This is a genomic window from Nocardioides sp. zg-1308 (assembly GCF_013155375.1).
Taxonomy (GTDB): domain Bacteria; phylum Actinomycetota; class Actinomycetes; order Propionibacteriales; family Nocardioidaceae; genus Nocardioides; species Nocardioides renjunii.
Genome location: NZ_JABJQY010000002.1, coordinates 920,422 through 946,004, shown reverse-complemented (window position 1 = coordinate 946,004; position 25,583 = coordinate 920,422). Strand labels below are relative to the sequence as shown.

At 73.7% G+C, this 25,583-nt stretch carries 26 protein-coding genes; 11 read left to right on the top strand and 15 right to left on the bottom strand.

Annotated elements, in window-relative coordinates:
• Positions 1-19: 19 nt before the first annotated feature.
• Complete coding sequence (locus HN031_RS06325) at positions 20-397, top strand: MmcQ/YjbR family DNA-binding protein (RefSeq protein ID WP_367650667.1); 378 nt, start codon at positions 20-22, stop codon at positions 395-397.
• A 38-nt stretch (positions 398-435) separates the two neighbouring features.
• Positions 436-1,575: a heparan-alpha-glucosaminide N-acetyltransferase domain-containing protein gene (locus tag HN031_RS06320; RefSeq protein ID WP_172267789.1), complete on the top strand. Its 1,140-nt coding sequence runs from the start codon at positions 436-438 to the stop codon at positions 1,573-1,575.
• Here the strand turns inward: HN031_RS06320 and HN031_RS06315 are convergent.
• The 10 genes from HN031_RS06315 to HN031_RS06270 form a co-directional block, all read right to left on the bottom strand.
• Positions 1,551-2,102, bottom strand: a complete 552-nt coding sequence (locus HN031_RS06315) for a protein-L-isoaspartate O-methyltransferase (RefSeq protein WP_172267786.1) — start codon at positions 2,100-2,102, stop codon at positions 1,551-1,553. The genes HN031_RS06320 and HN031_RS06315 overlap by 25 nt on opposite strands.
• Before the next feature lie 21 nt (positions 2,103-2,123).
• Entirely contained in the window at positions 2,124-2,603 is a 480-nt protein-coding gene (locus HN031_RS22235) for a cupin domain-containing protein (RefSeq protein WP_172267783.1), read from the bottom strand.
• Positions 2,600-3,064, bottom strand: a complete 465-nt coding sequence (locus HN031_RS06305; RefSeq protein ID WP_172267780.1) for a VOC family protein — start codon at positions 3,062-3,064, stop codon at positions 2,600-2,602. The genes HN031_RS22235 and HN031_RS06305 overlap by 4 nt, the downstream gene beginning before the upstream one ends.
• A gap of 10 nt (positions 3,065-3,074) precedes the next feature.
• A complete protein-coding gene (locus HN031_RS06300) occupies positions 3,075-3,551 on the bottom strand; it encodes a helix-turn-helix domain-containing protein (protein ID WP_172267778.1) in 477 nt (158 codons plus the stop codon).
• A gap of 168 nt (positions 3,552-3,719) precedes the next feature.
• Positions 3,720-4,883: a hypothetical protein gene (locus HN031_RS06295; RefSeq protein ID WP_172267776.1), complete on the bottom strand. Its 1,164-nt coding sequence runs from the start codon at positions 4,881-4,883 to the stop codon at positions 3,720-3,722.
• 34 nt (positions 4,884-4,917) lie between these two features.
• Complete coding sequence (locus tag HN031_RS06290) at positions 4,918-5,469, bottom strand: RNA polymerase sigma factor (RefSeq protein WP_216652060.1); 552 nt, start codon at positions 5,467-5,469, stop codon at positions 4,918-4,920.
• Between the two features lie 138 nt (positions 5,470-5,607).
• Positions 5,608-6,306, bottom strand: a complete 699-nt coding sequence (locus HN031_RS06285; protein ID WP_172267774.1) for an anti-sigma factor — start codon at positions 6,304-6,306, stop codon at positions 5,608-5,610.
• Positions 6,303-6,908 carry an ECF RNA polymerase sigma factor SigK gene (gene sigK / locus HN031_RS06280; protein ID WP_172267771.1) on the bottom strand — a complete coding sequence of 202 codons (606 nt, stop codon included), beginning with the start codon at positions 6,906-6,908 and terminating at the stop codon, positions 6,303-6,305. The genes HN031_RS06285 and sigK overlap by 4 nt, the downstream gene beginning before the upstream one ends.
• 34 nt (positions 6,909-6,942) lie before the next feature.
• The gene (locus tag HN031_RS06275; protein WP_172267769.1) at positions 6,943-7,602 is read right to left on the bottom strand and encodes a fasciclin domain-containing protein; all 660 of its coding nucleotides are present in this window, start codon (positions 7,600-7,602) and stop codon (positions 6,943-6,945) included.
• A 229-nt stretch (positions 7,603-7,831) separates the two neighbouring features.
• Positions 7,832-9,376, bottom strand: coding sequence for a molybdopterin-dependent oxidoreductase (locus HN031_RS06270; protein ID WP_172267767.1), 1,545 nt, complete (start codon positions 9,374-9,376; stop codon positions 7,832-7,834).
• A 74-nt stretch (positions 9,377-9,450) separates the two neighbouring features.
• On the opposite strand from HN031_RS06270, the gene HN031_RS06265 reads away from it, so the two are divergent.
• From HN031_RS06265 to HN031_RS06255, 3 genes are all read left to right on the top strand, one after another.
• Positions 9,451-10,239: an enoyl-CoA hydratase-related protein gene (locus HN031_RS06265; RefSeq protein WP_172267765.1), complete on the top strand. Its 789-nt coding sequence runs from the start codon at positions 9,451-9,453 to the stop codon at positions 10,237-10,239.
• Between the two features lie 77 nt (positions 10,240-10,316).
• Entirely contained in the window at positions 10,317-11,018 is a 702-nt protein-coding gene (locus tag HN031_RS06260) for an SDR family oxidoreductase (protein ID WP_172267763.1), read from the top strand.
• Positions 11,015-11,443 (top strand): hypothetical protein, encoded by a 429-nt coding sequence (locus HN031_RS06255; protein ID WP_172267761.1) that lies wholly within the window; start codon positions 11,015-11,017, stop codon positions 11,441-11,443. Before HN031_RS06260 ends, HN031_RS06255 begins: the two co-directional genes overlap by 4 nt.
• 16 nt (positions 11,444-11,459) lie before the next feature.
• Here the strand turns inward: HN031_RS06255 and HN031_RS06250 are convergent, their stop codons facing one another.
• Positions 11,460-12,416 (bottom strand): hypothetical protein, encoded by a 957-nt coding sequence (locus HN031_RS06250; RefSeq protein WP_172267759.1) that lies wholly within the window; start codon positions 12,414-12,416, stop codon positions 11,460-11,462.
• Between the two features lie 209 nt (positions 12,417-12,625).
• Here HN031_RS06250 and HN031_RS06245 point away from each other — a divergent pair, with 209 nt between their 5' ends.
• Positions 12,626-14,803, top strand: a complete 2,178-nt coding sequence (locus tag HN031_RS06245; RefSeq protein WP_172267757.1) for a UvrD-helicase domain-containing protein — start codon at positions 12,626-12,628, stop codon at positions 14,801-14,803.
• Positions 14,804-14,907: 104 nt separating this feature from the next.
• On the top strand, positions 14,908-15,849 hold the full coding sequence (locus HN031_RS06240; protein WP_172265513.1) for a hypothetical protein: 942 nt from the start codon (positions 14,908-14,910) through the stop codon (positions 15,847-15,849).
• A gap of 7 nt (positions 15,850-15,856) precedes the next feature.
• On the opposite strand, the gene HN031_RS06235 is transcribed toward HN031_RS06240, so the two are convergent.
• Positions 15,857-16,825, bottom strand: a complete 969-nt coding sequence (locus tag HN031_RS06235) for a DMT family transporter (protein WP_172267755.1) — start codon at positions 16,823-16,825, stop codon at positions 15,857-15,859.
• Between the two features lie 176 nt (positions 16,826-17,001).
• Between HN031_RS06235 and HN031_RS06230 the strand changes: the two genes are divergently transcribed.
• From HN031_RS06230 to HN031_RS06215, 4 genes are all read left to right on the top strand, one after another.
• A complete protein-coding gene (locus HN031_RS06230) occupies positions 17,002-18,081 on the top strand; it encodes an NAD(P)-dependent oxidoreductase (protein ID WP_216652059.1) in 1,080 nt (359 codons plus the stop codon).
• A 153-nt stretch (positions 18,082-18,234) separates the two neighbouring features.
• A complete protein-coding gene (locus HN031_RS06225) occupies positions 18,235-19,980 on the top strand; it encodes a nucleoside-diphosphate sugar epimerase/dehydratase (protein ID WP_172267753.1) in 1,746 nt (581 codons plus the stop codon).
• A 7-nt stretch (positions 19,981-19,987) separates the two neighbouring features.
• Entirely contained in the window at positions 19,988-21,472 is a 1,485-nt protein-coding gene (locus HN031_RS06220) for an oligosaccharide flippase family protein (RefSeq protein ID WP_172267751.1), read from the top strand.
• A complete protein-coding gene (locus tag HN031_RS06215; protein WP_172267749.1) occupies positions 21,472-22,683 on the top strand; it encodes a glycosyltransferase in 1,212 nt (403 codons plus the stop codon). The genes HN031_RS06220 and HN031_RS06215 overlap by 1 nt, the downstream gene beginning before the upstream one ends.
• A 5-nt stretch (positions 22,684-22,688) precedes the next feature.
• Here HN031_RS06215 and HN031_RS06210 read toward each other — a convergent pair whose 3' ends face one another.
• Genes HN031_RS06210 through wecB form a run of 3 tightly spaced genes read right to left on the bottom strand, consistent with a single transcriptional unit; the run spans position 22,689 to position 25,578 of the window.
• Positions 22,689-23,519, bottom strand: a complete 831-nt coding sequence (locus HN031_RS06210) for an NAD(P)-dependent oxidoreductase (protein WP_172267747.1) — start codon at positions 23,517-23,519, stop codon at positions 22,689-22,691.
• The gene (locus HN031_RS06205) at positions 23,516-24,478 is read right to left on the bottom strand and encodes a glycosyltransferase (RefSeq protein WP_172267745.1); all 963 of its coding nucleotides are present in this window, start codon (positions 24,476-24,478) and stop codon (positions 23,516-23,518) included. Before HN031_RS06205 ends, HN031_RS06210 begins: the two co-directional genes overlap by 4 nt.
• The gene (gene wecB / locus HN031_RS06200; RefSeq protein WP_172271339.1) at positions 24,475-25,578 is read right to left on the bottom strand and encodes a non-hydrolyzing UDP-N-acetylglucosamine 2-epimerase; all 1,104 of its coding nucleotides are present in this window, start codon (positions 25,576-25,578) and stop codon (positions 24,475-24,477) included. The genes HN031_RS06205 and wecB overlap by 4 nt, the downstream gene beginning before the upstream one ends.
• Positions 25,579-25,583: the final 5 nt, after the last annotated feature.

Here is a 25,583-nt window from a genome sequence, read left to right as displayed (position 1 = left end):
CGGTGGCAGGCTGGGTGCCGTGGCCCTCGCCGACCGTCCCCTCGTGCCCGAGGAGTGGGTGCTGCGGATCGACGCGGTCCTGGGCGCGCTGCCCCGGTGCCGCCAGGAGCCGGCATGGACCGGCACCCGGTGGCGCGTCGGGAGCGCGACGGTCGCCCACGTCTTCGGTGGCGAGGACCAGCTCTTCCGGATCACCTTCCGCGGCGAGCCCGACGAGGTGGCCGCCTTCGAGCACATGGGTGAGCCCTACTTCCGCTCCGGCTGGGGTGGCAACTCGATCGGCATGCTGCTCGACGACGACACCGACTGGGCCGAGCTGGCCGAGCTGCTCACCGACTCCTACTGCATCCAGGCGCCCGCCACGCTCGCCGAGCAGGTCGCCCGCCCCGGCGGCTGAGGACCGGCGGCTGAGGCGCAGCCCGGCAGGATGGGGCCATGACCGGGACGCCGCGAGCCCGCCTCGTCGGGCTGGACGTCGCCCGGTGCGTGGCGCTGCTCGGCATGGTCGCCACCCACGTCATGGATGCGCGCACCCCCGCCGGCGGGCTCACCACCGGCCAGTGGCTGGCCGGTGGCCGGGCCTCGGCGCTCTTCGCGGTGCTGGCCGGGGTGAGCCTGGCCCTGATGACCCGCGAGCCGCTGCGCGGTGGCCCGCTCGCGCTGCGGTCCGCGGGCATCGCCGGCAGGGCGCTGCTCATCGCACTGCTCGGGCTGTTCCTCGGCGGTCTCGACAGCGGCATCGCGGTGATCCTGACCTACTACGGCGTGCTCTTCGTGCTGGGCCTGCCGTTCACGCTGCTCGGCGCCCGGGCGCTCGTGGTGCTCGCCGCCGGGTGGGTGGCGCTCGCGCCCGTGCTCTCGCACCTCGTCCGCCCGCACCTCCCTCCCCGCGGCTTCGAGAGCCCGACGTTCGACCAGCTGGCCGACCCGGGTCAGCTGGCCTCGGAGCTGCTCCTCACGGGCTACTACCCGGTCGTGCCGTGGCTCGCCTACCTGCTCGTCGGGCTGGCGCTGGGCCGGGCCGACCTGCGCGACACGTCGCTGCTCGGCGGGCTGGCCCTCGGCGGCCTCGGGACCGCGGTGCTCGCCACCCAGGTGTCGCGATCGCTCGTCGACCCGGCAGTGGCGTCGGAGAAGGCCACCGGGATGTTCGGCACCACGCCCGCCGACGGCGACTGGAGCTGGCTGCTCGTCGTCGCGCCGCACTCGGCGACGCCGTTCGACCTCGCCCAGACCATCGGCAGCGCGCTCCTCGTCATCTCCTGCTGCCTGCTCCTCGAACAGCTGCTGCCGCGCGTCGCGACCGTGGTGCTCGCGGTCGTCTTCGGCGCGGGCGCGATGACGCTCACGCTCTACTCGCTGCACGTCGTCATGCGTACGCCGGGCGTGTGGCCGCCCGAGGAGCCGTCGGCCTACCTCTCCCACGTCGTCGTCCTGCTTGCCTTCGGGGCCGCCTTCCGGCTGCTGCGGCGCCGCGGTCCGCTCGAGGTGGTCGCGAGCCTGCCCGTCCGCCTCAGCAGGCGAGCCGCCCGGGAGGAGGGCAGCGTTCCTCAGCGCAGCGGCACGAAGCGGTAGCGCCCGTGCTCGGTCACGACCCGCCCGGGGTTGGCGACCCGCAGCATCGTGCCCGCGACGGGGATGACGAGCACGCCGTCGTCACCGAGCTGGGCGACCAGCTCGCCGGGCAGCTCGTCCGGCTCGGCGGAGACCAGCACCCGGTCGTACGGCGCCCCGCCGGGATCGCCGAGCACCCCCGGGGCAGCCGCCCGGATCGAGGCCCACGGGCGGTCGGACCGCGCGAGGTTGGTGGCGCCGAAGGCGACCAGCTCGGGCTCGAGCTCGACGCCGAGCACGGATCCCGCGGGTCCGACCAGGTGGGCCAGCAGGGCGGTGGTCCAGCCCGACCCCGACCCGACGTCGAGGACCCGCTGCCCGGCGCGGACGTCGAGCAGCCGCAGCATCGCCTCGACGGTGGCCGGCTGGGAGTTGGTCTGACCGGCCGCGATCCGCAGCGGACCGTCGTACGCCTCCTGCGCCCGCGCCCCGGGCGGGAGGAAGTCCCGCCGCGGGGTCGCGGCGAAGGCGGCGGTGACGGCGTCCATCAGCGGCTCACCAGCGGCTCGTCAGAGCCAGGTGTTGTCGTGCTCGCGCATGAACCGATCGTAGGCGTCCTCGTCGAAGTCGCCGATCCCCGCGGCCAGTCCCTCGAAGTAGGCCTCCCGCGGGGCGCCCGGCGCGAAGTGGAGCAGCATCTTCGCCGCGCCGTCCTCGTTGCGGAAGCCGTGGATGCCCCCGGCGGGCACGTGGGCGAAGTCGCCCGCGTGGGTCTTCACCCAGTCCGTGCCGTCGTAGATCGAGACGGTCCCCTCGAGGACGTAGAACGACTCGGTGATCGTGCGGTGGAAGTGGGCGCCGGGACCGCTCTCGGGCCCGGCGAACTCCCAGCGGTAGAGGCCGAACGTCCCCGTGGTCTCGGTGCCCCTGGCGAGGTAGAACACCTTGTTGCCGTTGGGGTAGACGACGGCCGGCTCGACCGCCGCCCGCACCACGTGGGCGGAGACCTTGCCGGAGTCGCCGTGGTAGATCGGCGGCGGATAGCTCACTGCGTGCCCGCCGCGTCGTAGGTCTCTTGGACCTCGGTGGTGCCGGCGCCGTTGGGCTGGCTGATGCGGACGTGGTTGCCGAAGGGGTCGCGGATCCCGAAGTCGGTGCCGTAGGGCTGCTCGACCGGCTCCTGGGTGACCTCCACGCCGGCGTCGCGGAGCGAGGCGTACGTCGCGTGCACGTCGCTGCTGTGCAGGAAGAGCCCGCCGAGCGCGCCCTTGGTGACGAGCTCGCGCACCTGCGTGGCGGTGGACTCGTCGTGCTGGGGTCCGCCGACGAGCTCGAGGAGCAGGGACGTGTCCTGCCCGGGGACGCCGACGGTGAGCCAGCGCATGAAGCCGAGGTCGATGTCGTCGCGCACCTCGAAGCCGAGGTGGGTCGTGTAGAAGTCGAGCGCCTCGTCCTGGTCGAGCACGGGCACGCTGCGGATGTGGAGGCTGGTGATGTGGTTGGTGGTCATGACGAGGACGCTAGTCAGCCACGAGGTGGTCGTGCTTCTCCGAAACCGCTGTCGTCGGCGGTGTGACCGAGGCGCTGCTCGACCCCGCGCGGGGCCGCGTCCACGCCGCGATGAAGCAGGACGGCACCGCGACCGGGGCGTGACGGGCGCGGAACTCGGTCGGTGAGCAGCCCACGATGTTGCTGAACGTGCGGCTGAACGTGCCGAGGCTCGCGAAGCCGACGTCCCAGGCGACGTCGGTGACGGGCCGGTCGGTCTGCCGCAGCAGGGTCATCGCGCGCTCGACGCGACGCCGCTGCAGGTAGCGGTGCGGCGTCTCGCCGTAGACCTCCTTGAACACCCGCCCGAACTGCGAGGCGGAGAGGTGGGCGATGGCGGCCAGCGTCGGCACGTCGAGCGGCTCGGCGTAGCGGCGGTCCATCTCGTCGCGGGCGCGGAGCATCCGCCGGTTGGTGTCCTCCTGGGGGGAGGGCTGCCGCGGGGCCATGGGCACGAACCTAGTCGGTGGCGCTGACAAGAGCAGCGGCACGACCCGGGGGTTGGGCCGTGCCGCTGCAGTGCGTTGGGGACCTCGTCGTGCGGGGATCCGTGCAGCGGCGGGAGCTCGAGGCACGGGTACGACGGATGCAGGTCCGCGGAACGCGGCCGCTCCGGTTCAGGAACCGGACGTCATGGGTGCAAGGTCTCCTCCGTTGCCGTTGCCGTTGCCGTTGCCGTTGCCGTTGCCGTTGCCGTTGCCGTTGCCGTTGCCGTTGCCGTTGCCGTTGCCGTTGCCCTGGCCGTTCCCGTTCCCGTTGCCGGGCTGGGTGGGGCTGGCGGTCGGGGTGAGCGTCGGACTGGCGGTGGGCGTCGCGAGGGGGGTGGCGGGGCCCGTGGTCGGGCTGGTGGTCGAGGGGGTGATGGTCGGCGCGCCGATCAGCGCGACGCAGAACGCCGCGACCTGCTCGCGCCCGCCGGCCGCCTGCACCAGCACCTGGAAGGACGCGCTGTCGAGGGAGGCACCGCTGCCTCCCTGCGAGGCCTGGTAGGCCCGGCACAGGGCACGGAGGTTGGGGTTCGGGGTCTGCGTCGGGCTCTGCGACGGCGTCTGGCTGGGCGTCTGGGACGGCGACTGGGACGGCGACTGGCTGGGCGACTGGGACTGCGACTGGGACGGGGACTGCGACGGGCTCTGGCTGGGCGTCTGCGACGGCGACTGTGACGGGCTCTGGCTGGGGGACTGGCCGGGCGTCTGGGTAGGGCTGGACCCACCCGGGGTGCTCCCGCCCTCGGTCGGGGACTCCGAGGAGCCGCCCGTGCCGCCGTCGGTGGTCGTGCCGTCACCGGGATCGGTGCCGCCGGTGCCGTCGGTGCCATCCGTCCCGTCGGTCGTTCCGGTGTCGTCACCGGACCCGTCACCCGATCCGTCGCCAGAGGTCGGCGCGTCGCTGCCGGAGCCCGGCTCGGAGGCGGACTCGGACGTGGACTGCGAGCTGTCGCCGCCGATCTGGCTGGGCAGCGAGGGCAGGTCGATCGAGCCGGAGAGCGCGAAGCCGCCCGAGGCGAGCGCGACCACGGCCGCCGTGGCGACGAGCGCCTGAGCGGCCGCGCGGCTGCCGAGTCGCTTCGGCGACACGAACCCGGAGCGGGACGCCGGTGGCGGGGACAGCCGGGCGGAGTGGAACTGCGCCACCGTGGCGTCCTCGCCCCGCAGCTCGGCGGCCTGCGCGGGCGCGGCGGCCGAGGAGAGCGTCGTGCCCAGGGCGCTGTCGTGCGACGCCGGCTCGTCGAGCAGGCGCTCGGCGTCGCGTCGCGACAGACGGGGGGCCGGTTCGGTCATCTCACTCCTCTCAGCGTCGTGGCGGTCACAGGTGTTACGGCTCCTCGGACAGTCTCTTGGCCAGCTGCTTGAGACCACGGTGCGCCGCCGCCCGGACCGCGCCGGGGCGCTTGCCGAGGATGCGGGCCGCGGTCGGGGCGTCGAACCCCAGGACCGTACGCAGCATGATGGCCTCCGCCTGGTCACGCGGGAGGCTGCCGATCAGCCGGATCGCCGCCTCAGACTGCACGCGGCCGAGGCTGTCGACCTCGACGTCGACCGGGTCGGGGAGGTCGACGAGCTCGTCGGCCGGCTGGTGGCTGACCGGGCGCCGGTTGCGGTGACGGACGTGGTCCATGGCCCGGTTGCGCCCGATCGTGGTGACCCAGCCGCGGAAGCCGTCGGCGTCGCCGCTGAAGCGGTCGAGGTCGCGGAACGCCTGGGCCCAGGCCTCGCTGGCGACGTCCTCCGCGTCGCCCACGCCCACCAGGACGGTGAGGTAGCGCAGCAGCCGCGGCTGCACGTCGCGGTAGACCAACCGGAACGCCGCCTCGTCGCCGGAGAGCATCCGCTCCACGGCGTCGTCGAGCGGATCGGGACCGGGCACCCGAGATTGTTACCCGGGACGGGGGTGCGGGGCACGTCTTCGCGCCTCCGACACGTCGAAAGTTCAGCCGCGGGTCACCCGCCGGGCGGGTGACCGGCGGCTGGACCGGACGCTGGGATGGTGCGTGAGCGGTGCGTGTCAGGCGAGCTCGAAGAGGGCGATGGGCGCCGAGCTGGGCTCGTCGGACCCGCCGTCGGGCTCGACGGTGATGCCGACGGCGACGGCGTCGGCCGCCGAGCCCTCGAGCACCACGGTCTGGTCCGGGTCGTCGGGCATGAGCCCCGCCGGGACGAACTCCTCGTCCGGCGACATGAACCACAGCTCGTAGTCCTTGCCGTCCGGCGCGGGCACCATGTCCTCGGTCGTGATGACGGCGCGGTCCTCGGCCTTGGACCGGACGACCGTCGCGCGGCCGGCCTCACCGAGGTCGAGGAACACCTTCTCGGCGTCCTCGGCCTGCAGCACCTGCTCGGCAGCGGTCAGCTGCGGGACCTCGTCGGACCACGGCTGCCACACCACAGCGCCGAGTCCGGCGATCAGGACCAGGGCGGCAGCCACGAGAAGAGGGAGGCGGCGCCGCACGGACGTCGTGGCGGTGGCCGGGACGACCGGCGGGAGCGGGCGGACCTGCGAGATGCCGGAGAGCACGGACTCGCGCAGGGAGACGGGGGCGGCGACGGCCGTGGTCTCGGCCAGCAGCGCGGCGGTCTCGCGGAGCTCCCTGACCTCGGCGCGGCAGTCCTCGCACTCCGACAGGTGCTGCTCGAAGCGGGCACGCTCGAGGTCGTCGACGGCGTCGACGGCGTAGGCGCCCGTGAGCTTGTGCATGTCGCTCATGAGCCAACTCCCATCAGGTCTCGCAGGCGGATGAGTCCGTCGCGTATTCGTGTCTTCGCTGTGCCCAACGGGACGTCGAGCAGGGTGGCGACCTCAGTGTGCGTGTAGCCGCCGAAGTAGGTGAGCTCGACCGCCTGGCGTTGCACGTCGGTCAGGGTGGCGACGGCGCTGCGTACGCGCGCGGCCTCCAGGGAGGCGTGCGCCGACTCGGCGGTCTGGTCGTGGTCGACCGGCTCGGTCTCACGGTTCCAGGTCTCGTCGCGGGTGGTGGCCGACTCGACCGAGCGGACCCGGTCGACGGCCTTGCGGTGGACGATGGTCAGGAGCCAGCCGGCGGCGCTGCCGCGGGCGGGGTCGAACCGGGTGCTGGAGCGCCAGGCGTCGAGGTAGGCCTCCTGGGCGACCTCCTCGGCGTGGGCCGGGTTGCGCACCACGCGCAGGGCCAGGCCGTACGCCCGTGCGGACGTCGCGTCGTAGAAGGCGGCGAAGGCCGCCTCGTCCCCGAGCGCCGACCGCTGGAGCAGGTCGGACAGCCGGGCTGGTTCGCCCCCGGACGGGACGCCCTGGGGCGCCCCGTCCGGTACGGGCCTCACGTGGTCCACGTCAGCATCCTTGCAGTGTTCGTCCGGGGACGAATCACATCTGCGGCATCATCACCGAGTCGATGACGTACACGGTGGCGTTGGCGGTGGAGACGTTGCCGCAGACGACGGCTGCGCCCTCGGCGGTGAACTCCTCACCCTCGCCCTCGACGGTGATCATGTCGCCCGCGAGGGTCTCGTGCTCGCCCGCGACGTCCTCGGGGGACAGCTGGCCGGCGACGACGTGGTGGGTGAGCACCGTGGTCAGCGCCTCCTTGTCGGCGAGGAGCGCGTTGAGGTCCTTCTTCGGGATCTTGGCGAAGGCGTCGTCGGTCGGGGCGAAGACGGTGAGCGCCTCGGCCGAGTTGAGCGTGTCGACGAGGTCGGCCTCGGTCACCGCGGCGACCAGGGTCTTGAGGAGCGGGTTGTTGGAGGCGGCGGTCGCGACCGGGTCGTCGGCCATGCCCTCGACGGAACCCTCACCCTCGGTGGGGACGCCGGCGCAGCCGGGACCGAACGGGCCGGAGGCGGCGGGCTCGGCCGACTCGGACTCCATCGACTCCTCGGCGGGGGCCTCGGAGGTCGACTCGGAGGTGGTGGGCTCGTCGGCTGCGGTGTCGGAGTCGCTCTCGCTGCCACAGGCAGCCAGGCTCATGGACGCGGTCAGCGCGAGGGCGGCGATGCCCATGGTGCGGGTGCGGAGCTTGGTGTTCATGGCGTTGCCTTTCATTGGAAGCCACTGGGGTGGGCCGTCGTGGCCCGCTTTCAGGAGGTGTTCGGGGCCGTGGGACGACCGGATGGGTCGGATCTGGGAAATGTTTGTCCAATCTCGGAGGAACGACGTCGGGCGGTGGGTGGCGCAGGTCCTGGAGGCTCAGGACCTGCGTCACCCACCGCCCGACGGCAGTGCGGCACAGGGATCGGATCAGGGATCGGACCCCCGCTCAGGGGATGCGCACCGAGATCTCCTGGACCCCGCTCGAGCCCTCCGGGAACGGCGTCATCCGCACGTCGGACTGGACGTCGCCGTCCTTGTTGGTGGCGCGGCAGGCGATGAGGTAGCGGCCGGGCTCGGCGTCCCACTCGAGGTACCACTGGCGCCAGTAGTCGTCGGTCACCTGGGGGCCGAGCTGGGCCGGGCGCCAGGCCTCGCCGTCGATGCGCACCTCGACCTTGTCGATGCCGACGCCCTGCGCCCAGGCGATGCCGCCCACGATGACCTTGCCGCCGGCGGTGCTCGAGAGCGGCTTGGGGGTGTCGATCCGGCTCGAGATCTTGATCGGCGCGTCGATCGCCCACTCGCGCTCGGTCCAGTAGGCCTGCTCGGCCTCGTAGGTGGTCAGCGTCATCCGGGTGATCCACTTGCAGGCGGAGACGAAGCCGTAGAGGCCGGGCACGACCATGCGCGCCGGGAAGCCGTTGGTGCGCGGCAGCGGGCCGCCGTTCATGCCGATGGCGATGAGGGCGTCGCGACCGTCCAGGGCCACGTCGAGCGGCGTCGAGATGGTCATGCCGTCGACGTCGGTGGACAGGATCTGGTCGGCCTTCGTGGCGTCGATCCCGGCGCGGTCGAGGATGTCGCGCAGCGGCACGCCCAGCCAGCGGGCGCCGCCGACGTAGGGCCCGCCGACCTCGTTGGAGACGCAGGTGAGCGTGATGTCGCGCTCGACCGTGCGCATCTTCGTCAGGTCGTCGAAGGTCAGGGTGACCTCGCGCTCGACGTCGCCGTCGATGGTGAGGGTCCAGGAGTCGACGTCGACGGCCGGGACGCTGAGCCGCGTGTCGACCCGGTAGAAGTCGGCCGTGGGGGTGCGCAGCGGCGTGATGCCGTCGTACATCTCCTCCAGGCCGGCGGGGAAGGACGACGCGGGGTCGGTGGCGACCGGCAGCGCGACGTCGGTGCCGCCGAGGCGGTACGACGTCACCCAGCGGCCGAGGGCCCCCATGGTCACTGCGGCTGCGGCGAGGCCGCCGCTCGCCAGCACGACCCCGCGCCGGGTCGGTCCGTCGCCCCCCTGTGGCGACGGTTCGACGCTGCCCCGGTCGTCGACGCGGTGCAGCCACCACAACGACGTGGCGGCCACGACCGCGGCGACCAGGGCAGGGACCACGTCCAGCGGCCCGGAACCCGGGCGCAGGACGGCGAGCAGGCCGGCGATGCCGGCCAGCCCCACGACGATGAGCAGACCCGGTGTCTCGCGACGTGCGGCGACGACGCCCGCGACGGCGGCGAGGACCAGCACGACCACGATGACCGAGCCGACGAGGATCAGCTTGTCGGCGGTGCCGAACTGCCGGATCGCCCACTCCTTCAGCGGGGTCGGCGTGAGGTCGATGACGGTCGACCCGACGGCGAGGACGGGCGACGCGGCCGGCACGGTCAGCGCCGCGACGAGGTGCGCGGCGGCCAGGCCGACGACCGTGGCGAGCACGCCGTACGCCGCGTGGCGCAGGAGGTGCCAGCGGGACTGCCGCTCAGGGGTCTGCATGGTCGGTGTTCGGAGCCGGAGCCCCGACGGATGGGGTGCGGGGTGGGGGTGGGGGGTGCGGCAGGATGACGGCCATGACCGATGCGCCCACCCCACTGGTCCGGGACGAGGCGGTCCACGACGAGCTGGTCCACTACGCCGTCGCGGACTCCGTCGCCAGGATCACCCTCGACAGCCCCGCCAACCGCAACGCGCTGAGTCGCCGGCTGGTCACCGAGCTGGTCGCCCACCTCGAGCGGGCGGGGGAGGACGGGGACGTCCGCGTGGTGCTCGTCGAGAGCTCCGGCCGGGTGTTCTGCTCCGGCGCCGACCTGGCCGAGGCGACCACCGAGGGCATGGAGGTGGGTGCCCGGCGCATCGTCGACCTCCAGCGGCTCATCGCCACCCTCGACAAGCCGGTGGTCACCAAGAACCTCGGCGCGGTGCGGGCGGGCGGCATCGGCATCGTCGCCGCCGCCGACGTCGCGGTCAGCGCCGAGGACGCGACCTTCGCGCTCACCGAGGTCAAGCTGGGGCTGGCGGCCGCCATCATCAGCCTCACCGTCCACCACCGGATGAGCCCCCGCGCGGCCGCCCTCACCACGCTCGGCGGCGAGGTGTTCAGCGGCGCCGAGGCGGCGGCGTACGGCCTCGTGACCCGCACGGTGCCCGCCGACCGCCTCGATGACGAGGTCGCCGCGATCTGCGCGAGCCTCGCCACCGGGGCCGCCCAGGGGCTGCGCGAGTCCAAGCGCATCCTCAACCGCGACCTCGTGGCCCGCATCGACGCGCTCGGCGACGAGATGGCCACCACCAGCGCGCGGCTGTTCGCCAGCGACGAGGCGCGCGAGGCGATGACCGCGTTCCTGTCGCGGAAGAAGTAGCGGCGCAACCGGCCCCGGGTGCATCCGATCGGCCTCCTCCGGCGGAGAAGCAGGTGAGACCTGCCGAGGAGGACGTCATGGCCGAGCAACGCACGGGTGCCGCACGTGAGCTGTCGGGTGCCCGCATCGCCGTGGTCGGCGCGAGCGGCGCCCTCGGGTCGCTCCTCGTCGCGGAGCTCGCCGGACGTGGCGCCCGCCTCCTCGTGGTCGGTCGCGACGCCGACCGGCTGGCGGCCCTCGGCACCGGCACGCCCGTGGTGGCCGACCTCGGCGACGCGCGGGCGGGCGACGCCGTCGCCGCCGCGGCCCGCGAGCACCTCGGTGGCCTCGACGGGCTGGTCAACGCCGCCGGCGTCGTGGCCTTCGGATCCCTCGTCGAGACCCCCGACGAGGTCGTCGAGGAGCTGTTCCTCACCAACGTGGTGGGCCCGCTCTTCCTGCTGCGCCGGGTGCTCCCGCTGCTCGAGGAGTCGCAGGGCTGGGTCGTGCAGCTGAGCGCCGTGGTCGCCGAGCAGCCGCTCCCGCGGATGGCCGCCTACTCGGCGAGCAAGGCCGCCCTGAGCGCGGCCACGACCGCCCTGCGCACCGAGCTGCGACGCAGCCGGGTGGACGTGGTCGACGTACGCCCGCCGCACACCGAGACCGGCCTCGCGGGTCGGCCGATCTCCGGCGCCGCGCCGCGGCTGCCGGCCGGCAAGGACCCCGCCGAGGTGGCCCGCCGCATCGTCGACGCGCTCGCCGCGGGCGAGCACGACCTGGGCGCGGACGCCTTCGGATGACCCTGTCCGGCCCCGCCCCGTGGTTGCTCCTCGTCGCAGGGGCGCACCTCGGCTTCCAGCTCACCGTCGCCCTCGTGGTCTACCCGGCGCTCGCCGACGTCCCGGACGCGGGCTGGGCGACGGCCCACGAGCGGCACTCGCGACGGATCACCCCGCTGGTCGCGGTGATCTACCTGCCCTTCGTGGCGCTGCTCGCCTGGACCGCGGTCGTCGAGCCGGGGGCGGAGGGCACCTGGCTCGCGCTCGCCGGCGGCGCCGTGGCGGTCCTCACCACAGCCGCGGTGGCGGCGCCGACCCACGGTCGCCTGGCCACCGCCCCGGCGGCCGAGCGACCCGAGCTGCTGCGCGGCCTCCGCCTCGCCGACCAGGTCCGCACCGCCGGGGCGGTGGTCTGCGCGGTGGGAGCGGTCGTGCTGGTGTGGTGACGCCGACGTGGTGAGGTCAGGGACCGCTGCGCGCGACGAGGCGGACCAGTCGCCGGGTCGCCAGGCCGAGGTGCGTGTCGACCGGTGGGGTGCCGACCGCGGCGCGCAGCGGCGAGCACGCGGTCGGGTCGAGGGTGAGCGTCCGGGCGGTGCCGGTGGCGTCGGTCAGGACGACGACGTACGACGTCAGCCCGGGCGCGGGCTCGCAGTCGGCCATCGCGCCCGGGACGTGCTGCAGGGTGGCGGCCGCGCGGACCTGCTCCGACGTCGGCGGGCCGACCTGCCACTGGTCCGCCAGCCGGCGCACCTCGCCGCTCCCGGAGTAGGCGCAGACGTCGACCGCGACGGCCGGCAGCGGCAGGAGCGGGACGGTGGCGGGGTCGCCGGCCAGCCGGGGGGCGGAGGCGCCGTCGCGGTTGGTGGCGGTGGTCGTGAAGCGCTCGGGGCAGGTGACGGGCGCCGGCGCGGCCGACGGCGGGCCGCTGCCCGCGGCCGCCTCCATCAGCAGGGTGGTCTCGAGCTGGCTGAACAGCAGCTCGTCGCGGGTGCTGCAGCCGGTGTCGCCGTCCAGCTCGGCGACGCGGCCGTCGGCGAGGCCGACCTCGATGCGGAACAGGCCCGTGGGCCCGGGAGTCGCCGCGCCCGCCGTGCACACCGGGCGTCCGGCCTCCGTCTGCGCCAGGGTGGCCGCGACCGAGGCGGCGAGCCCGCCGGTGATGACGCCCTGCGGGTGGCGCACGCGCTGCGCGGCCCCCTCGTCGGCGAGCGGGCAGAAGCGCACCCAGGTCGCCTCCTGCTCGCCGATCGCGCCCGCGGGGGCGTCGGGGGAGTCCACGCACACGGGCCGCACGCCGGTCGGTGCCGGCTCGTCCTCGGCCAGCAGCCGGGGCAGCGCCACGACGAGCGCCGCGACGAGCGCGCCGGCGACAGCGGGCGACCACCGGGTGCGTCCCCGCGCCTGCTCGTGCTCCACGTCGTGGTCCGCCCGTCCTCCGTGCCGTCGCTCGTGCCGTCCTCGAGGCCATCCAACACCGCCGGCCCCGCGCCGACGGTGGTGCCGCCGTTCGTCGGTAAGTCGGCGATGGTCGGTGCTCGCCGGTACGCTTGTCGGTCTGCCCGGGGAGCAGGGGCAGTGGTGCGCGGGGGATCCGCGGGGCGATTCGTGGGGGATGAGGAGCGGGAGTGAGCGAGCAGCTCGAAGCGCGGGAGATCGCGGCTGAGCAGGCCTACGTGGACGAGGTCTACGTCCAGCTCGAGGCGTCGACGCGCAGCGCCAGGGCGCTGGCGGCGGAGGGCCACCAGCGCGGCAGGTTGGAGCACGAGGGCGGCCTCGTGGAGCGCGACGCGATGGTCTTCCAGGCCGCCAAGCGGATCGCCCAGCTCGACGCCGCCCACGAGGGGCTGGTCTTCGGCCGCCTCGACCTCGACCCGTCGATCGACTCGCTGCCGCGCTACATCGGCCGCATCGGCGTGCGCAACGCCGACCGCGACGTGCTGCTCATCGACTGGCGTGCGCCGGCCGCCGGCGTGTTCTACCAGGCCACGGCCGCGACCCCGCAGGGCGTCGTACGCCGCCGGGTGCTGCGCTCGCTGCACCGCACCGTGATCGGTGTCGAGGACGAGCTGCTCGACGACCAGGCCGAGACGGACCTGCCGATCGTCGGCGAGGGCGCCCTGATGGCCCAGCTCTCGCGCGCCCGCGACCGCTCGATGCACTCCATCGTCGCGACCATCCAGGCCGAGCAGGACAAGGCGATCCGCGCACCGGGCAAGGGCGTCGTGTCGATCTCCGGCGGCCCCGGCACCGGCAAGACCGTCGTCGCGCTGCACCGCGCGGCCTTCCTGCTCTACTCCGACCGCCGCCGCTACGAGGGTGGCGGCGTGCTCGTCGTCGGCCCCAGCGGCGTGTTCATGCGCTACATCGAGCGCGTGCTGCCGAGCCTCGGCGAGACGGCCGTGGCCCTGCGCTCGCTCGGCGAGGTCGTCGGCGGCATCCGGGCCAGCCGCCACGACGAGCCGGCCGTCGCCGACGTCAAGGGCGCCACCAAGATGGCCGAGCTGATGCGGCGCACCGCCCGTCAGCACGCGCCGGGGGCGCCGACCAGCTTCCGCATCTACTGGCGCGACGAGACCATCGTGCTCGACCCCGGCCTGCTCGGTCGGCTGCGCCGCCAGCTGATGTCGCAGGGGCGCCGCAACCGCCAGCTGCCCCGCGTCGCGCGCACGCTGCTCGACGCCATGTGGCGCCAGGTCACGGGCGAGCGCGGCAAGGAGCGCGGCCGCGAGGCCTTCGACGACGACATGCTCGGCCACGCCGGGTTCGTCGAGTTCGCCAGCGCGTGGTGGCCGCCGCTCGACGCCCGCACGGTGTTCGGCTGGCTGCGCGACCCCGAGTTCCTGGCCCGTGTCGGCGAGGGCGTGGTGACGCGTGAGGAGCAGATGCTGCTCACCAAGTCGTGGGCCGCGGGCGAGCTCTCCATCGAGGACGTGCCGCTGCTCGACGAGCTGCGCTACGCCATCGGCGACGTCCCGCAGCGCACCGACGACGAGCGCGACCTCGACGAGACCGGCCTGCTCGAGGGCGGGGTCGACCTCCAGGAGCTCACCACGATCTCCGAGCGCGAGTACGCCCCCGGCGGCCTCGCGTGGTCGGCGCCGACCCACCGGATCGAGGACGACGGCTATGCCCACGTCCTCATCGACGAGGCGCAGGACCTCACGCCGATGCAGTGGCGGATGGTCGGGCGGCGCGGTCGCACCGCGAGCTGGACGATCGTCGGCGACCCGGCGCAGTCCTCGTGGCCCGATGCCCCCGAGGCCGCCGCCGCGCGCGCCGAGGCCCTCGAGGGCAAGGAGCTGCACGAGTTCCACCTGTCCACCAACTACCGCAACTCGGCCGAGATCTACGCGTTCGCCGCCGACTACGCCCGCCGCGTGGGCCTCGACGCCGACCTGCCCGACGCCGTACGCCGCACGGGCGAGGAGCCGCGGGTCGTGGGTCCGGTCGACGACCTCGAGGCTGCCGTGCGCGAGGCCGTGGTGTCGACCAGCCGCCGGGTCGAGGGCACCGTGGGCATCGTCGTGCCGGTCGCCCGGCGCTCCGAGGTCAACGCCTGGCTGGCGTCGTGGTCCGAGGTCGCCGACGACGCCGCCGGCGCCCGGGCGGCCGTGGACTCGAGCGTCACGCCGAGCGGCGAGGACCGCATCGTCGTGCTCACCGGCCTCGACACCAAGGGCCTCGAGTTCGACGGCATCGTCGTGGTCTCCCCGCAGGAGATCGAGGACGAGTCCGCCACCGGCCGCGCCACGCTCTACGTCGTGCTCACCCGCGCCACGCAGCTGCTGACGACGGTCGGCTGAGCCTCCGACCATCCCTTGTCGCGGATGCGTAGCATCGCCGGACGAGGATCGCGACACCCGTCCCGTCACCCGACCGACACCACTGACCATCCTGGGGGAGGCTGATGTCCCGGCTCGCGCGCCATCAGGTGGGTGGCAGGACGGCCTGGCGCGCAGCGGTGCTGGTCGGCGCGCTGCTGCTCCTGGCCACGGCGTGCCTGGGCCCGGGCACGTGGCCCACCAAGGTGTCCGGCCCCCGGCGCGCGGCACCGCCCGCCACGACGGCGCCCACGACGGCCCCCACCGAGGCGCCGCCGACCACCGCGCCGCCCACGGCAGCGCCACCCACCCCGGCGCCGCCCGCGTGGGAGACCCTCTTCGCCGACCACTTCGACGGCCCCGCCGGCACCTGGCCCGACCAGTGGCACCACATGACCAACTGGAACGCGGCCGCGCTCAACGGCCTCGGCCAGCTCGAGGTGGGGCACGTCGCCCAGATCCGCTCGACACCCGGGTGGATGCTCCCGGCCGGGACGCGCGTCCGGGTGTCGGCGAGCCTGGTGATGCCCGACACGAGCAGGAACTACGCCGCGCTGTGGGTCCAGCACCCCAACCCGGTCGACCCCCGCGAGATCGACGTCATCGAGAGCTACGGCCCGCGCAAGGTCGCGGGCGCCCAGCTGGGCTCGCACATCTGCTACGACGAGAGCGTCGAGAACGACGTCGACGAGTGCGGCGCCGCCGGCCTCTCGCCCGAGCTGTGGCCGGTCGGGCAGGCCTTCGCCGACGGCGCGAAGCCGTGGGAGACGTTCTGGGAGTACCACGCGGAGTTCACGGTCGGTGGGGAGCAGGTGCACTACGAGGCCAAGGACGGCTCGGGCAACCAGGCCTACACCGTGGACTCCACGCCCGACGCCCGCCGCGTGCCCGGCAACGCCGTGCCGTTCCACCTGCGGCTGTCCAACAAGGACGTCGAGCCGGAGCACATGCTGCCCGGCGGCTCGCGGCACAGCATGTTCGTGGACTGGGTGACCGTGCAGGTGCTCTACCCGACCGCCGCCAGCTGAGCACCGCTCAGCCGCGGCCCGGGTCCGGGTCGGGCAGCACCGGCCCCGCCGCGGCGGCCGGCCGGCCGAGCCCGGCCACCGCTCCGAGGACGAGCAGGATGCCGACGACCGCGGCCGGACCGAGCGACTCCCCGAGCACCACGGCCGCCACCACGGCGGCGGTCACCGGCTCCACGAGGCTGGCCGTGACGGCGGTGCTCGGCGCGACGACGCGCAGCCCGGAGTAGAGCAGCACGTAGGCCAGCGCCATCGTCATCACCCCGAGGTAGGCCAGCCACGCCAGCGCGGCCGCGTTGGTCGTCACCCGCGGCCCGTCGACGAGGGCCAGGCACGGCAGCAGCACGGCCGCTCCCACCAGGGTCATCCCGGAGGTCAGCGCCAGCGGGGACGTCGTACGGCTGATGGAGCCGCCCGCCGCCGTCGTGAGGGCGTACGTCGTCCCGGACGCGACCGCGAGCAGCACGCCGGCGACGGGGGCCGGGCCGGTCGCGGACTCGTGGCCCGCGACGCTCACCAGCAGCAGCCCGGCCAGCGCCGCCACGAGGACGGTCAGCCGCCCGCGCGCGGGCGCCCGCCGGTGGCGTACGGACTCGGCGACGGTCAGCAGCACCGGCGCGAGGCCGAGGCTGACGACCGTCGAGACGGCGACCCCGACCTGGGTGACGGAGACGAAGTAGAAGCCCTGGTAGGCGGCGGTGCCGACGCCCACGACCACCAGCTGGCGGGGGCGGGCGCGGGCCAGCTCGAGCAGCTCGCCGCCCCGCCGGAGCGCGAGGAGCGCCCCGAGGAGCACGGCGGCGGCGATCGCCATCCGCCACGCGCTGATGGTGACGGGGGACAGGCGGTCCTGCTCGCGGATGAGCTGGACCGCGAGGCCGCCGGTGCCCCACAGGACGCTGGCGGCGGCGACCTCGACGAGGCCGCGCAGGTGGGTGGTGCGGTGCTGCGAGGGGGACGTGCTGGACAGGGTGGGCATGCTGGGACGCTCCGTCGGGCGAGTCGGGACGAAAGGCTCGGTGCGGAGCGGCGGACCGCTCCGGTCAGGCGACCGGAGGCGGGAGCAGGCGGGGCTGCAGCGTCATGCGGGCGAGTCTGCCACCCGGCGCGGGGCGTGACACCCGGGTTTCGTCGTCCGTCTCATAGGGTCGGGCCATGGCTTCCTCTCCTCAGGCCGGCGGCCGGGTGCTCGTCACGGGCGGCGCCGGCTTCATCGGTACGACCCTGGCGCGCGAGCTCGCGGACTCCACCGAGCAGTGGGCCGTGCTCGACAACCTGCACCCCCAGGTGCACCCCGGGTCGGAGCCGCCGGCCGACCTGCCCGCGTCGGTGGACCTGCGGGTCGGCGACGTCACCAGCGCCGAGGACCTGGACGCCGTCGTCGCCGACCTCCGCCCGGACACGGTGGTCCACCTGGCCGCCGAGACCGGCACCGCGCAGTCGCTCTCGGAGAGCACCCGCCACGGCATGGTCAATGTCGTCGGCACCACCCAGCTCCTCGACGCGCTCACCCGTGCCGGCCACGTGCCGTCGCACTTCGTGCTGACCAGCTCGCGCGCGGTCTACGGCGAGGGCGTGTGGCGCAACCGCGACGGCTCGACCTTCCAGCCCGGCCTGCGCACCCACGCCCAGCTCGAGGCGGGCACGTGGGACCACGGCGACGGGGCGGCGCACGTGCCCAACTCCGTGGCCGGCACCCACCCGAACCCGATCAACGTCTACGGCGCCACCAAGCTCGCGCAGGAGCAGATCCTCGCGGCGTGGACAGGCTCGCACGACACCCGGCTGTCGGTGCTGCGGCTCCAGAACGTCTACGGCCCCCGCCAGTCGCTGTCGAACCCCTACACCGGCATCGTGTCCCTCTTCTCGCGCCTGGCTCGCGAGGGCCGGTCGATCCCGCTCTACGAGGACGGCGAGATCACCCGCGACTTCGTCTACATCGACGACGTCGTCAGCGCCCTCGTCGCCGCGATCGCCCACAAGCCGGCCGACCACATGCGCACGGTCGACATCGGCAGCGGCGTCAAGACGACCATCGGCGACCTCGCCCGCGAGATCGCTCGCTACCACTCCGCGCCCGAGCCCCACGTCACCGGCCAGTACCGCGACGGCGACGTCCGGCACGCCTCCTGCACGGTCGAGACGACGCTCCGCCAGCTCGACTGGCAGCCGCGGGTCAGCCTGCGTGACGGCGTGGCGTCGCTGCAGGAGTGGATCGCGACGCAGCTGGACTGAGGGCGACCGCCGGCCGGATCTGCGGGCGTACGACGGCTCCGTCGCGATCCCAGCGATCCCGGCGCGCCGGGATAGCATCAGGTCCGGATTGTCTGCACGGGATCGGAGCTGGTGGGTCCCGCGAGCCACGCACCGACCGACGGGGACCACGGAATGTTGAGCAACGGGTTGATACGCAGGAGCACCCTCGCCCTCTGGGACGTCCTGTGCTGGACCCTGGGTGCGTTCTTCGTGATCGGGCTGCGCTACTCGTTCCGGATCACCGAGGTCCAGTGGGAGGCGGTCCTCCGCTACCTGGTGCTGTCGTGGCTGCTGCTCCTGGTCGTCGGTGCGGCCACCAAGTTCTACCGCGGCCGCTTCCTCGTGGGCTCCTTCGAGGAGGCCCTCGGGCTGGCCCTGCACTTCTTCGGGGTCGCGGCCGTCATGGTCGTCACCGCACCGTTCCTCAACCCTGACCTCCCTCGCAGCCTCCCGGTGCTGGCGCCGCCGATCGCGTTGGTCGGCGCTGCCGCCGGCCGCTGGTGCTACCGCGCGGTGCGCTCGCGCGGCGCCGGGCACAGCACGGACGAGCGGCGCCCCGTCCTCATCTATGGCGCCGGCGACGCCGGCCGCCAGGTCCTGCGCCTCGTCCGCTCCGACCGCACGCCGGCCCTCACCCCGGTCGGCTTCCTCGACGACAACCCGGGCAAGCGGCACCTGCGCATCCACGGCGTGCCGGTGCTCGGCCCCGGCGCCGACCTCGCGCACGTCGCGGAGTCGTCGGGTGCCGAGGCCGTCATCCTGGCCGTACCGGGCGCCTCCGGCGACCTCGTCGACCGCGTGCAGAAGGACGCCGCAGCGGCCGGGCTCGAGGTCTTCGTCCTGCCCCGGCTCGGCGACCTGATCGGCGGTCAGGTGAAGGCGGGCGACATCCGTCCAGTCGAGATCAGCGACGTGCTCGGCCGCCACCAGATCAAGACCGACGTCAGCTCCATCGCCGACTACATCGCCGGCAAGCGGGTGCTGATCACCGGGGCGGGCGGCTCGATCGGTTCCGAGCTCGCACGCCAGCTGCGCCGCTTCGGACCCGCGACGATGGTCATGCTCGACCGCGACGAGTCGGCCCTCCATGCCGTCCAGCTCTCGATCTACGGCCACGGGATGCTCGACACGCCTGAGACGGTCCTCGTCGACATCCGCGACACCGAGGGCCTGCGCGCGATCTTCGCCGACGTGCGCCCCGAGATCGTCTTCCACGCCGCCGCGCTCAAGCACCTGCCGATGCTCGAGCGCTTCCCGGCCGAGGGCTGGAAGACCAACGTGCTCGGGACGCTCAACCTGCTCGAGCTGTCCCGCGAGATGGGCGTGCAGCGCTTCGTGAACATCTCCACCGACAAGGCCGCCGACGCCTCGAGCGTGCTGGGCTCCACCAAGCGGCTCGCCGAGCAGCTCACGGCCTGGTACGCCCACGAGACCGGCCTGCCCTACATCTCCGTGCGGTTCGGCAACGTCCTCGGGTCCCGCGGCTCGATGTTGCACACCTTCACCACCCAGATCGCCCAGGGCGGTCCCGTCACCGTCACGCACCCCGACGTGACGCGCTTCTTCATGACCATCCCGGAGGCGTGCGAGCTGGTCATCCAGGCCGGTGCGCTCGGCAAGGGTGGCGAGGCGATGGTGCTCGACATGGGCGAGCCCGTCGAGATCCTGGCCGTCGCCAAGCGGATGATCGAGCTCTCCGGCGCCTCGGGCATCGAGATCGTGTTCTCCGGTCTGCGGCAGGGCGAGAAGCTGCACGAGACCCTCTTCGGCGAGCAGGAGGCCGCCGAGCCGACCGAGCACGCCCTCATCCGTCGCGTCCCCGTCGCGGCCGTCGCGCCGGACACCCTGGTCACGCCCGCCTTCGTCGACGAGCACTGAGCAGTCGGTGACGACGGCCGCGCGCTACTCCAGCCGACGGACCCTCCGCAACGGAGCACTGTCGGCCGCGCAGGTGGTGGTCGTCGGGGCCACGCTCCTCCTGGCCTACCGACTGGCCCTGACCGAGGTCACGCGCGAGGAGTTCGGCCTCTACGCCACCCTGTTCGCCCTCGGCACGCTGACGCAGGTCGGGACGCTCGGCTTCGCCGGCGGCGCCGCGCGCCACATGGCACGCGCGGCCGGCGAGGGCGACGCGGCCGCCCGGCTGCAGGTCGCCGTGACCTCGGTCGGCGTCTCGCTCGGCGGCAGCCTCGTGGTCGCCGTGGGCCTGCTCGTCGGGCTGGAGGTCTACGGGGCGAGCCTCGACCCAGAGCTCGCCGAGGTCGCCTCCCGCCTGGTGCCGGTGGTCGTGGCCGCGGCGGTCGTCACTCCCGTGTCCACCGCCGTCCAGGGGCTGGTCGACGGGCTAGGCCAAGCCCACGTCCGCAGCGCCGTCGTGATCGCGGCCTCCCTCGTGTTCTACGTCGTGGTCGCCGTGACCCTGTCCGGTCAGGGGGCGGTGTCCCTCGCCCTGGCCGCGCTCGTGCAGCAGTCGTTCGTCGTGCTCGTCCTCGTGGCGCTCGTCGTGCGTGAGTGCCGCCCGTCGCGTGCGACATGGCGCTGGGCGCCGTCGCTGTGGCGCGAGGTGCGGACGTTCAACCTCAAGCTCCAGGTCATGACACTGCCCGCCCTCGGCCTCGAGCCGCTGGCCAAGCTGCTGCTCGGGGCGTTCGCGGGCTTCTCGGCGGTCGCGACCTACGAGGTGGTGAACCGGCTCATGCAGCAGGTCAACGCCGTGGTCCTGGCCGCCAACCAGGCTGTCGTCCCTCTGGTCGCGTTCCGCTCGGCGTCCGGCGGGCTGCAGGATGCGTCGGTGTTCCGTCAGCTCTTCCGGGCGGCGTGGACCCTGTGTGTGACCGCCTTCGCCGCCGCGCTCATCGTCCTCGTCCCGCTCGGGGCCTTCGTCTTCGGCGAGACCGACCCGGCCCTGGTCGGCTTCGGCGTCGTGCTCTGCCTGGGCTGGCTGGCCAACGCCCTCAGCGGGCCGGCGTACTTCATCAGCGTGACCACCAACAGGTTCGCGGCCAACGTCGTCGCCAACTACCTCATGATCGCCGTCCCTGCGGTCCTCGGCACGCTGCTCGGGTGGCTGCTCGGCGGCATCGGTGTCGCCGCCGCGGTCGCCCTCGGCCTCGTGGTCGCGGGCGTGGTGATGAACCAGGCGTTCCTCGCCCACCGCGACCTCGGCTGGTCCACGCTCCTGTCCGGCCGGGACGCCGCCTTCGGTCTCGTCGCCACTGTCCTGGTCGCCGTGACACTCGTCGCGATGCCGCGCCTCGGCGCCGCCGGCCTCCTCGTCGCGGCCTCGGCCCTGGTAGCCCTCGGTGCGGCCGGCCTCGTCCACCTCCGTCACGGCCCGGTGTGGCCGGTCCTGACCCGAAGGGAAGCCTGATGACCCCCGATCCTGACGGGCCGCTCCTGTCCGTCGTCATCCCCACCCGCAACCGGATGGCGACCCTCGTGCACTCGATCGCCAACGTGCTCGAGTCGGGGGACGACCTCGAGGTGGTGGTGCATGACACGAGCGACGACCCCCACGCCTGGGACGACGTGGCCCTGCGCTTCAGGGGCGAACCGCGCCTGCGCTACGCCTACACGTCTCCGCCGCAGTCGTTCGCCGAGACCTTCGACAAGGCCGTCTCGCTGGCCCGAGGGCGCTACGTCACGATCATCGGCGACGACGACGGCGTGCTGCCCCAGCTGCTCGACTGCACCCGGATGATCGACCGGCTCGGCTGGGAGGCGCTCACCCCGTCGACGCCCGCGGCGTACAACTGGCCCGACTTCCGACACCTCTACTACGGCGACGCCGACGCCGGCCGGTTGTCGGTGCGGCCCTTCACCGGGGAGTGGGAGCAGGTCGTCGTCGCCCGCGAGCTGGACAGGACCGCTCGCGGCGGCTTCCAGGAGTTCGGCCGGCTGCCGCGGATCTACTACGGCGTCGTGCGCCGGGACAGGCTCGAGCTGCTGCGCGAGCGCGCAGGCGCCCACTTCGTGGGCACCAGCCCGGACATCTCGGGTGCCGTCGGCCTCGCGACGGTCGTGAGCAGGCTGGTACGTCTCGACTACCCGGTCTTCCTGCCGGGCAGCTCGGCCAACAGCGGGGCCGGCCGCAGCGGCATGAAGAAGCACGTCGGCACCCTCGAGGACACGCCGCAGACCGCGGCGTTCGCAGCCACCTGGCCGGACGAGGTGCCTCCGTTCTACGCGGTGCAGACCGTGTGGGCGCAGGCCGCGCTCGCCACGCTCGACGCGCTCGGCGAGACCGCCACGAAGTCGCACTTCGGGATGGCCCGGCTCCACGCGCAGGCGCTGGTGCACAACCACCACCACCGGGGGACGATCATGCGAAGCCTCCGCAGCAACGTCGCGCGAATGTCCGTGGCGCGTCGCGTCACGACGTGGGCGACCTTCGGCGTCGCGGTGGGCCGCGAGGTGCTGGTCCGCGCGCGAGGGCTCTTCTACCGGGTCACCAAGCGCGGCTACTACCAGCACGACCACACCCAGTCGGACCTGCCCGACATCGCGGCAGCGGGGGTGGCCCTCCAGCAGCACCTCTCCGGGTCGCACTCGGACCTGCCGGTCATCGGCCCGCCGCACTGACTTGCTCACACCCCGGGCGTGAAGGCCCTCGGCTGGTGGCCGAGGTCAGCCGCGGCCGCGCTGTGGTCGAAGACCATGTCGGTGCCCATCCGGTCGACCATGCCGGCCGCCAGCGACGCCTTGCGGGAGCGGGGGAGCGTCCGCTCGAGCAGCCGGAACGGCCACCCGGGGACGCGGACGACCAGGGTCGGGCCCGGCACCGTGCCGCGGATCCGGTCGACGAGGCGGCGATAGGCGAGCACCTCTCCGCCGGAGATGTCGTAGGCCGTGCGTGGGGTGCGGTCCGCCAGGAGTGCTCGCGCAGCGGTCGCGGCCACGTCGCCCATGTGCACAGGCTGGCGCAGGCCCGAGCCCGACCCGACGAGCGGCACCACCCGGAACCTGCGCAGCACCCGCGTCAGCTCGGAGACGTTGCCGTCGGCGGGGCCTCCGTAGACCATCGTCGGCCGCAGGATCGTCAGGGCCACGCCGGCGTCGGCGGCCCAGGCCTCGACGGCGTCCTCACCCCCGGCGAGTCGCGCCGCGAGGTCGCGGTCGTGCGCACGCGCAGACGCGGTCTTGGTGAACCTGCTGGTCGACGAGAGGACGACGAGCCGGCGGCAACCCCGCTCCGCGAGCCAGTCGAAGTAGGCGGGCAGCTCCCAGACCGGCATCAGGCTGACCGCGCGAGCGACGTCGAGGTCGGCCGGCGCGTCGGCGTAGGTCGTGGTGGCGGCGGTCGGCGGGGCGGCGGCGAGCCTGCGCGAGACCAGGGTGACCGACCCGTCCTGCGGCAGGTGCTCGAGCAGGTAGGGGACGAGCGGGCTGCTGCCGCCCAGCACTGCGACGCCGGTCATGCGCGGCCCGCCTCGTTCAGGACCCCCGCCAGCTCGAACCACTGCGCGCGGAACGGTGCGACGTCGACGGGGTCGACCGGCTCCAGGGGCGCCAGCAGCTCGTCGAGGTCGACGGCGGCAGGGTCGTCGGTCAGCCAGACCGGTCGGCGACCGAGGCGCTCGACCATCTCGCCGTGCACCGGGATGGGCAGGGCCGCCACGCGCGGCGAGAGCAGCAGCGCCTCGGCCATGCTGAAGCTGAGGCTCTCGAGCCGGCTCGGGACGAGCGTCAGCTGCGCGTGGGCGAGCAGCCACTTCATCGTCGGTCGCTCGGCAGGCCCGATCCACGCCTCGATGCCCGCGGCGGCTGCCCGGGAGCGGGTGTCCTGCGCGCAGCCGGACCCGTCGTCGGTGCCCGCCAGGACCAGCAGCGGCCGCTCCGCGGCAGGGATCCGGGCGAGGAGGTCGAGCGCGTAGCCGGGCGACTTGTACCAGGTGAGCGTCCCCGGCACCAGGACAAACGGCCGGTGGACGGGCGGCAGTCCGGTGGCCGACGAGGCGGCCGCGCGGAGGGAGCCAGCGCCGGCCGAGGCCACGTCGTCCGCGGTGCAGAGATCCCAGGGCAGGGTCACCTCCGCGAGCGTCGTACGCCGTCCGCGGGCGGCGAGCAGGTCGCGCATGTAGGTGGAGAGGACGACGTTGGTGCGGGCACGTCGGGTGTTGTGCGCCGCCACGCGCCGCCGCGCGAGGTAGAGCGCCCGGCGGCGGGGGGCGTACTCGGTCACCAGGCGCGCGTAGTGGTCGCGCGGCAGGAAGTTCCAGGCGTTCTGGCACACGACGGCGTCGTACGGCGTCCGGCCGGGCCGGGCCGTCTCGACGAGCGCGATGCGTGGGTCGGCCACGAAGCCGGCGGCGGCCAGCGAGTCGCTCACGGCGTAGCCGCCCGGCGAGGACCGCCGGGTCGTCGACGGCTCGGTCATCGCGGTCGGACGCCGAACCACTCGTGCTGCCGGGCGGCGGTCGAGAGGATGAAGTTGACGGTCCGGCGGGCCGTGTCCGGCACGTCGTAACCCGACGGGACCGCGCGGGAGGGAGCGCTGATCGCGGCCCGCACGTTGCGGACCAGCTCGTCGGCATCGAGCCCCGACATCAGGACCGTGCCGGCCTCGAGGGCCTCCGGCCGCTCCATCGAGTCGCGCAGGGTGACGGAGGGGAAGTCGAGCATCGCCGACTCCTCCGAGATCGTGCCGCTGTCGGAGATCACGCACGCGGCGGACTGCTGCAGAGCGATGTAGTCGAAGAACCCGAACGGCTCGAGGAACCGGACGCGCTGGTCGGCGGGATCGAGGCCGAGCTGCTCGAGCCGCTTGCGGGTGCGCGGGTGGGTCGACATCACGACGGGCCGGTCGAACGTCTCCGCCAGCCCCTGGAGGCAGGCGACGAGCGCGGTCAGCCGCTCGGCGGTGTCGACGTTCTCCTCGCGGTGCGCGCTCGCCATGAAGTACGCCCCGGGCTCGAGCCCGAGGTCGCCGACGATCGTCGACTGCGCGATCCGTGGGGCGTAGTGGTCGAGGACCTCTCGCATGGGGGAGCCGGTGACGGCGACCTTGCGGGGGTGCAGGCCCTCGGCGAGCAGGTTGCGTCGGGCGTGCTCGGTGTAGGCGATGTTGAAGTCGGCGATGTGGTCGACCAGGCGGCGGTTGGTCTCCTCCGGGACGTTCTCGTCGAACGACCGGTTGCCGGCCTCCATGTGGTAGACGGGGACGTGCAGCCGCTTCGCGATCACCGCCGACAGGGCGCTGTTGGTGTCGCCCAGCACGAGGAAGGCGTCGGGTCGCTCCTCGGTGATCACCGCGAAGGACTTGCTCAGCACGTCGCCGAGCGCGTCGCCCAGCGAGCCGCGGGAGATGCCGAGCAGGTGGTCGGGCCTGCGCACGCCGAGGTCGGCGAAGAAGACGTCGCTCAGCTTCGCGTCCCAGTTCTGGCCGGTGTGGACCAGGACGTGGTCGCAGAGCTCGTCGAGCAGTGGGATGACGCGCGAGAGTCGGATGATCTCCGGGCGCGTGCCGAGCACGGTCATGACCT

Coding starts and splice junctions, on each gene's coding strand:
- HN031_RS06315 (WP_172267786.1), bottom strand. CDS start 2,102: ATGGACGCCGTCACCGCCGCCTTCGCCGCGACCCCGCGGCGGGACTTC.
- HN031_RS06305 (WP_172267780.1), bottom strand. CDS start 3,064: ATGACCACCAACCACATCACCAGCCTCCACATCCGCAGCGTGCCCGTG.
- HN031_RS06230 (WP_216652059.1), top strand. CDS start 17,002: ATGGCTTCCTCTCCTCAGGCCGGCGGCCGGGTGCTCGTCACGGGCGGC.
- HN031_RS06320 (WP_172267789.1), top strand. CDS start 436: ATGACCGGGACGCCGCGAGCCCGCCTCGTCGGGCTGGACGTCGCCCGG.
- HN031_RS06285 (WP_172267774.1), bottom strand. CDS start 6,306: ATGAGCGACATGCACAAGCTCACGGGCGCCTACGCCGTCGACGCCGTC.
- HN031_RS06215 (WP_172267749.1), top strand. CDS start 21,472: ATGACCCCCGATCCTGACGGGCCGCTCCTGTCCGTCGTCATCCCCACC.
- HN031_RS06255 (WP_172267761.1), top strand. CDS start 11,015: ATGACCCTGTCCGGCCCCGCCCCGTGGTTGCTCCTCGTCGCAGGGGCG.
- HN031_RS06240 (WP_172265513.1), top strand. CDS start 14,908: ATGTCCCGGCTCGCGCGCCATCAGGTGGGTGGCAGGACGGCCTGGCGC.
- HN031_RS06295 (WP_172267776.1), bottom strand. CDS start 4,883: ATGACCGAACCGGCCCCCCGTCTGTCGCGACGCGACGCCGAGCGCCTG.
- HN031_RS06275 (WP_172267769.1), bottom strand. CDS start 7,602: ATGAACACCAAGCTCCGCACCCGCACCATGGGCATCGCCGCCCTCGCG.
- HN031_RS06260 (WP_172267763.1), top strand. CDS start 10,317: ATGGCCGAGCAACGCACGGGTGCCGCACGTGAGCTGTCGGGTGCCCGC.
- HN031_RS06270 (WP_172267767.1), bottom strand. CDS start 9,376: ATGCAGACCCCTGAGCGGCAGTCCCGCTGGCACCTCCTGCGCCACGCG.
- wecB (WP_172271339.1), bottom strand. CDS start 25,578: ATGACCGTGCTCGGCACGCGCCCGGAGATCATCCGACTCTCGCGCGTC.
- HN031_RS06210 (WP_172267747.1), bottom strand. CDS start 23,519: ATGACCGGCGTCGCAGTGCTGGGCGGCAGCAGCCCGCTCGTCCCCTAC.
- HN031_RS06265 (WP_172267765.1), top strand. CDS start 9,451: ATGACCGATGCGCCCACCCCACTGGTCCGGGACGAGGCGGTCCACGAC.
- HN031_RS06300 (WP_172267778.1), bottom strand. CDS start 3,551: ATGGCCCCGCGGCAGCCCTCCCCCCAGGAGGACACCAACCGGCGGATG.
- HN031_RS06235 (WP_172267755.1), bottom strand. CDS start 16,825: ATGCCCACCCTGTCCAGCACGTCCCCCTCGCAGCACCGCACCACCCAC.
- HN031_RS06205 (WP_172267745.1), bottom strand. CDS start 24,478: ATGACCGAGCCGTCGACGACCCGGCGGTCCTCGCCGGGCGGCTACGCC.
- HN031_RS06225 (WP_172267753.1), top strand. CDS start 18,235: ATGTTGAGCAACGGGTTGATACGCAGGAGCACCCTCGCCCTCTGGGAC.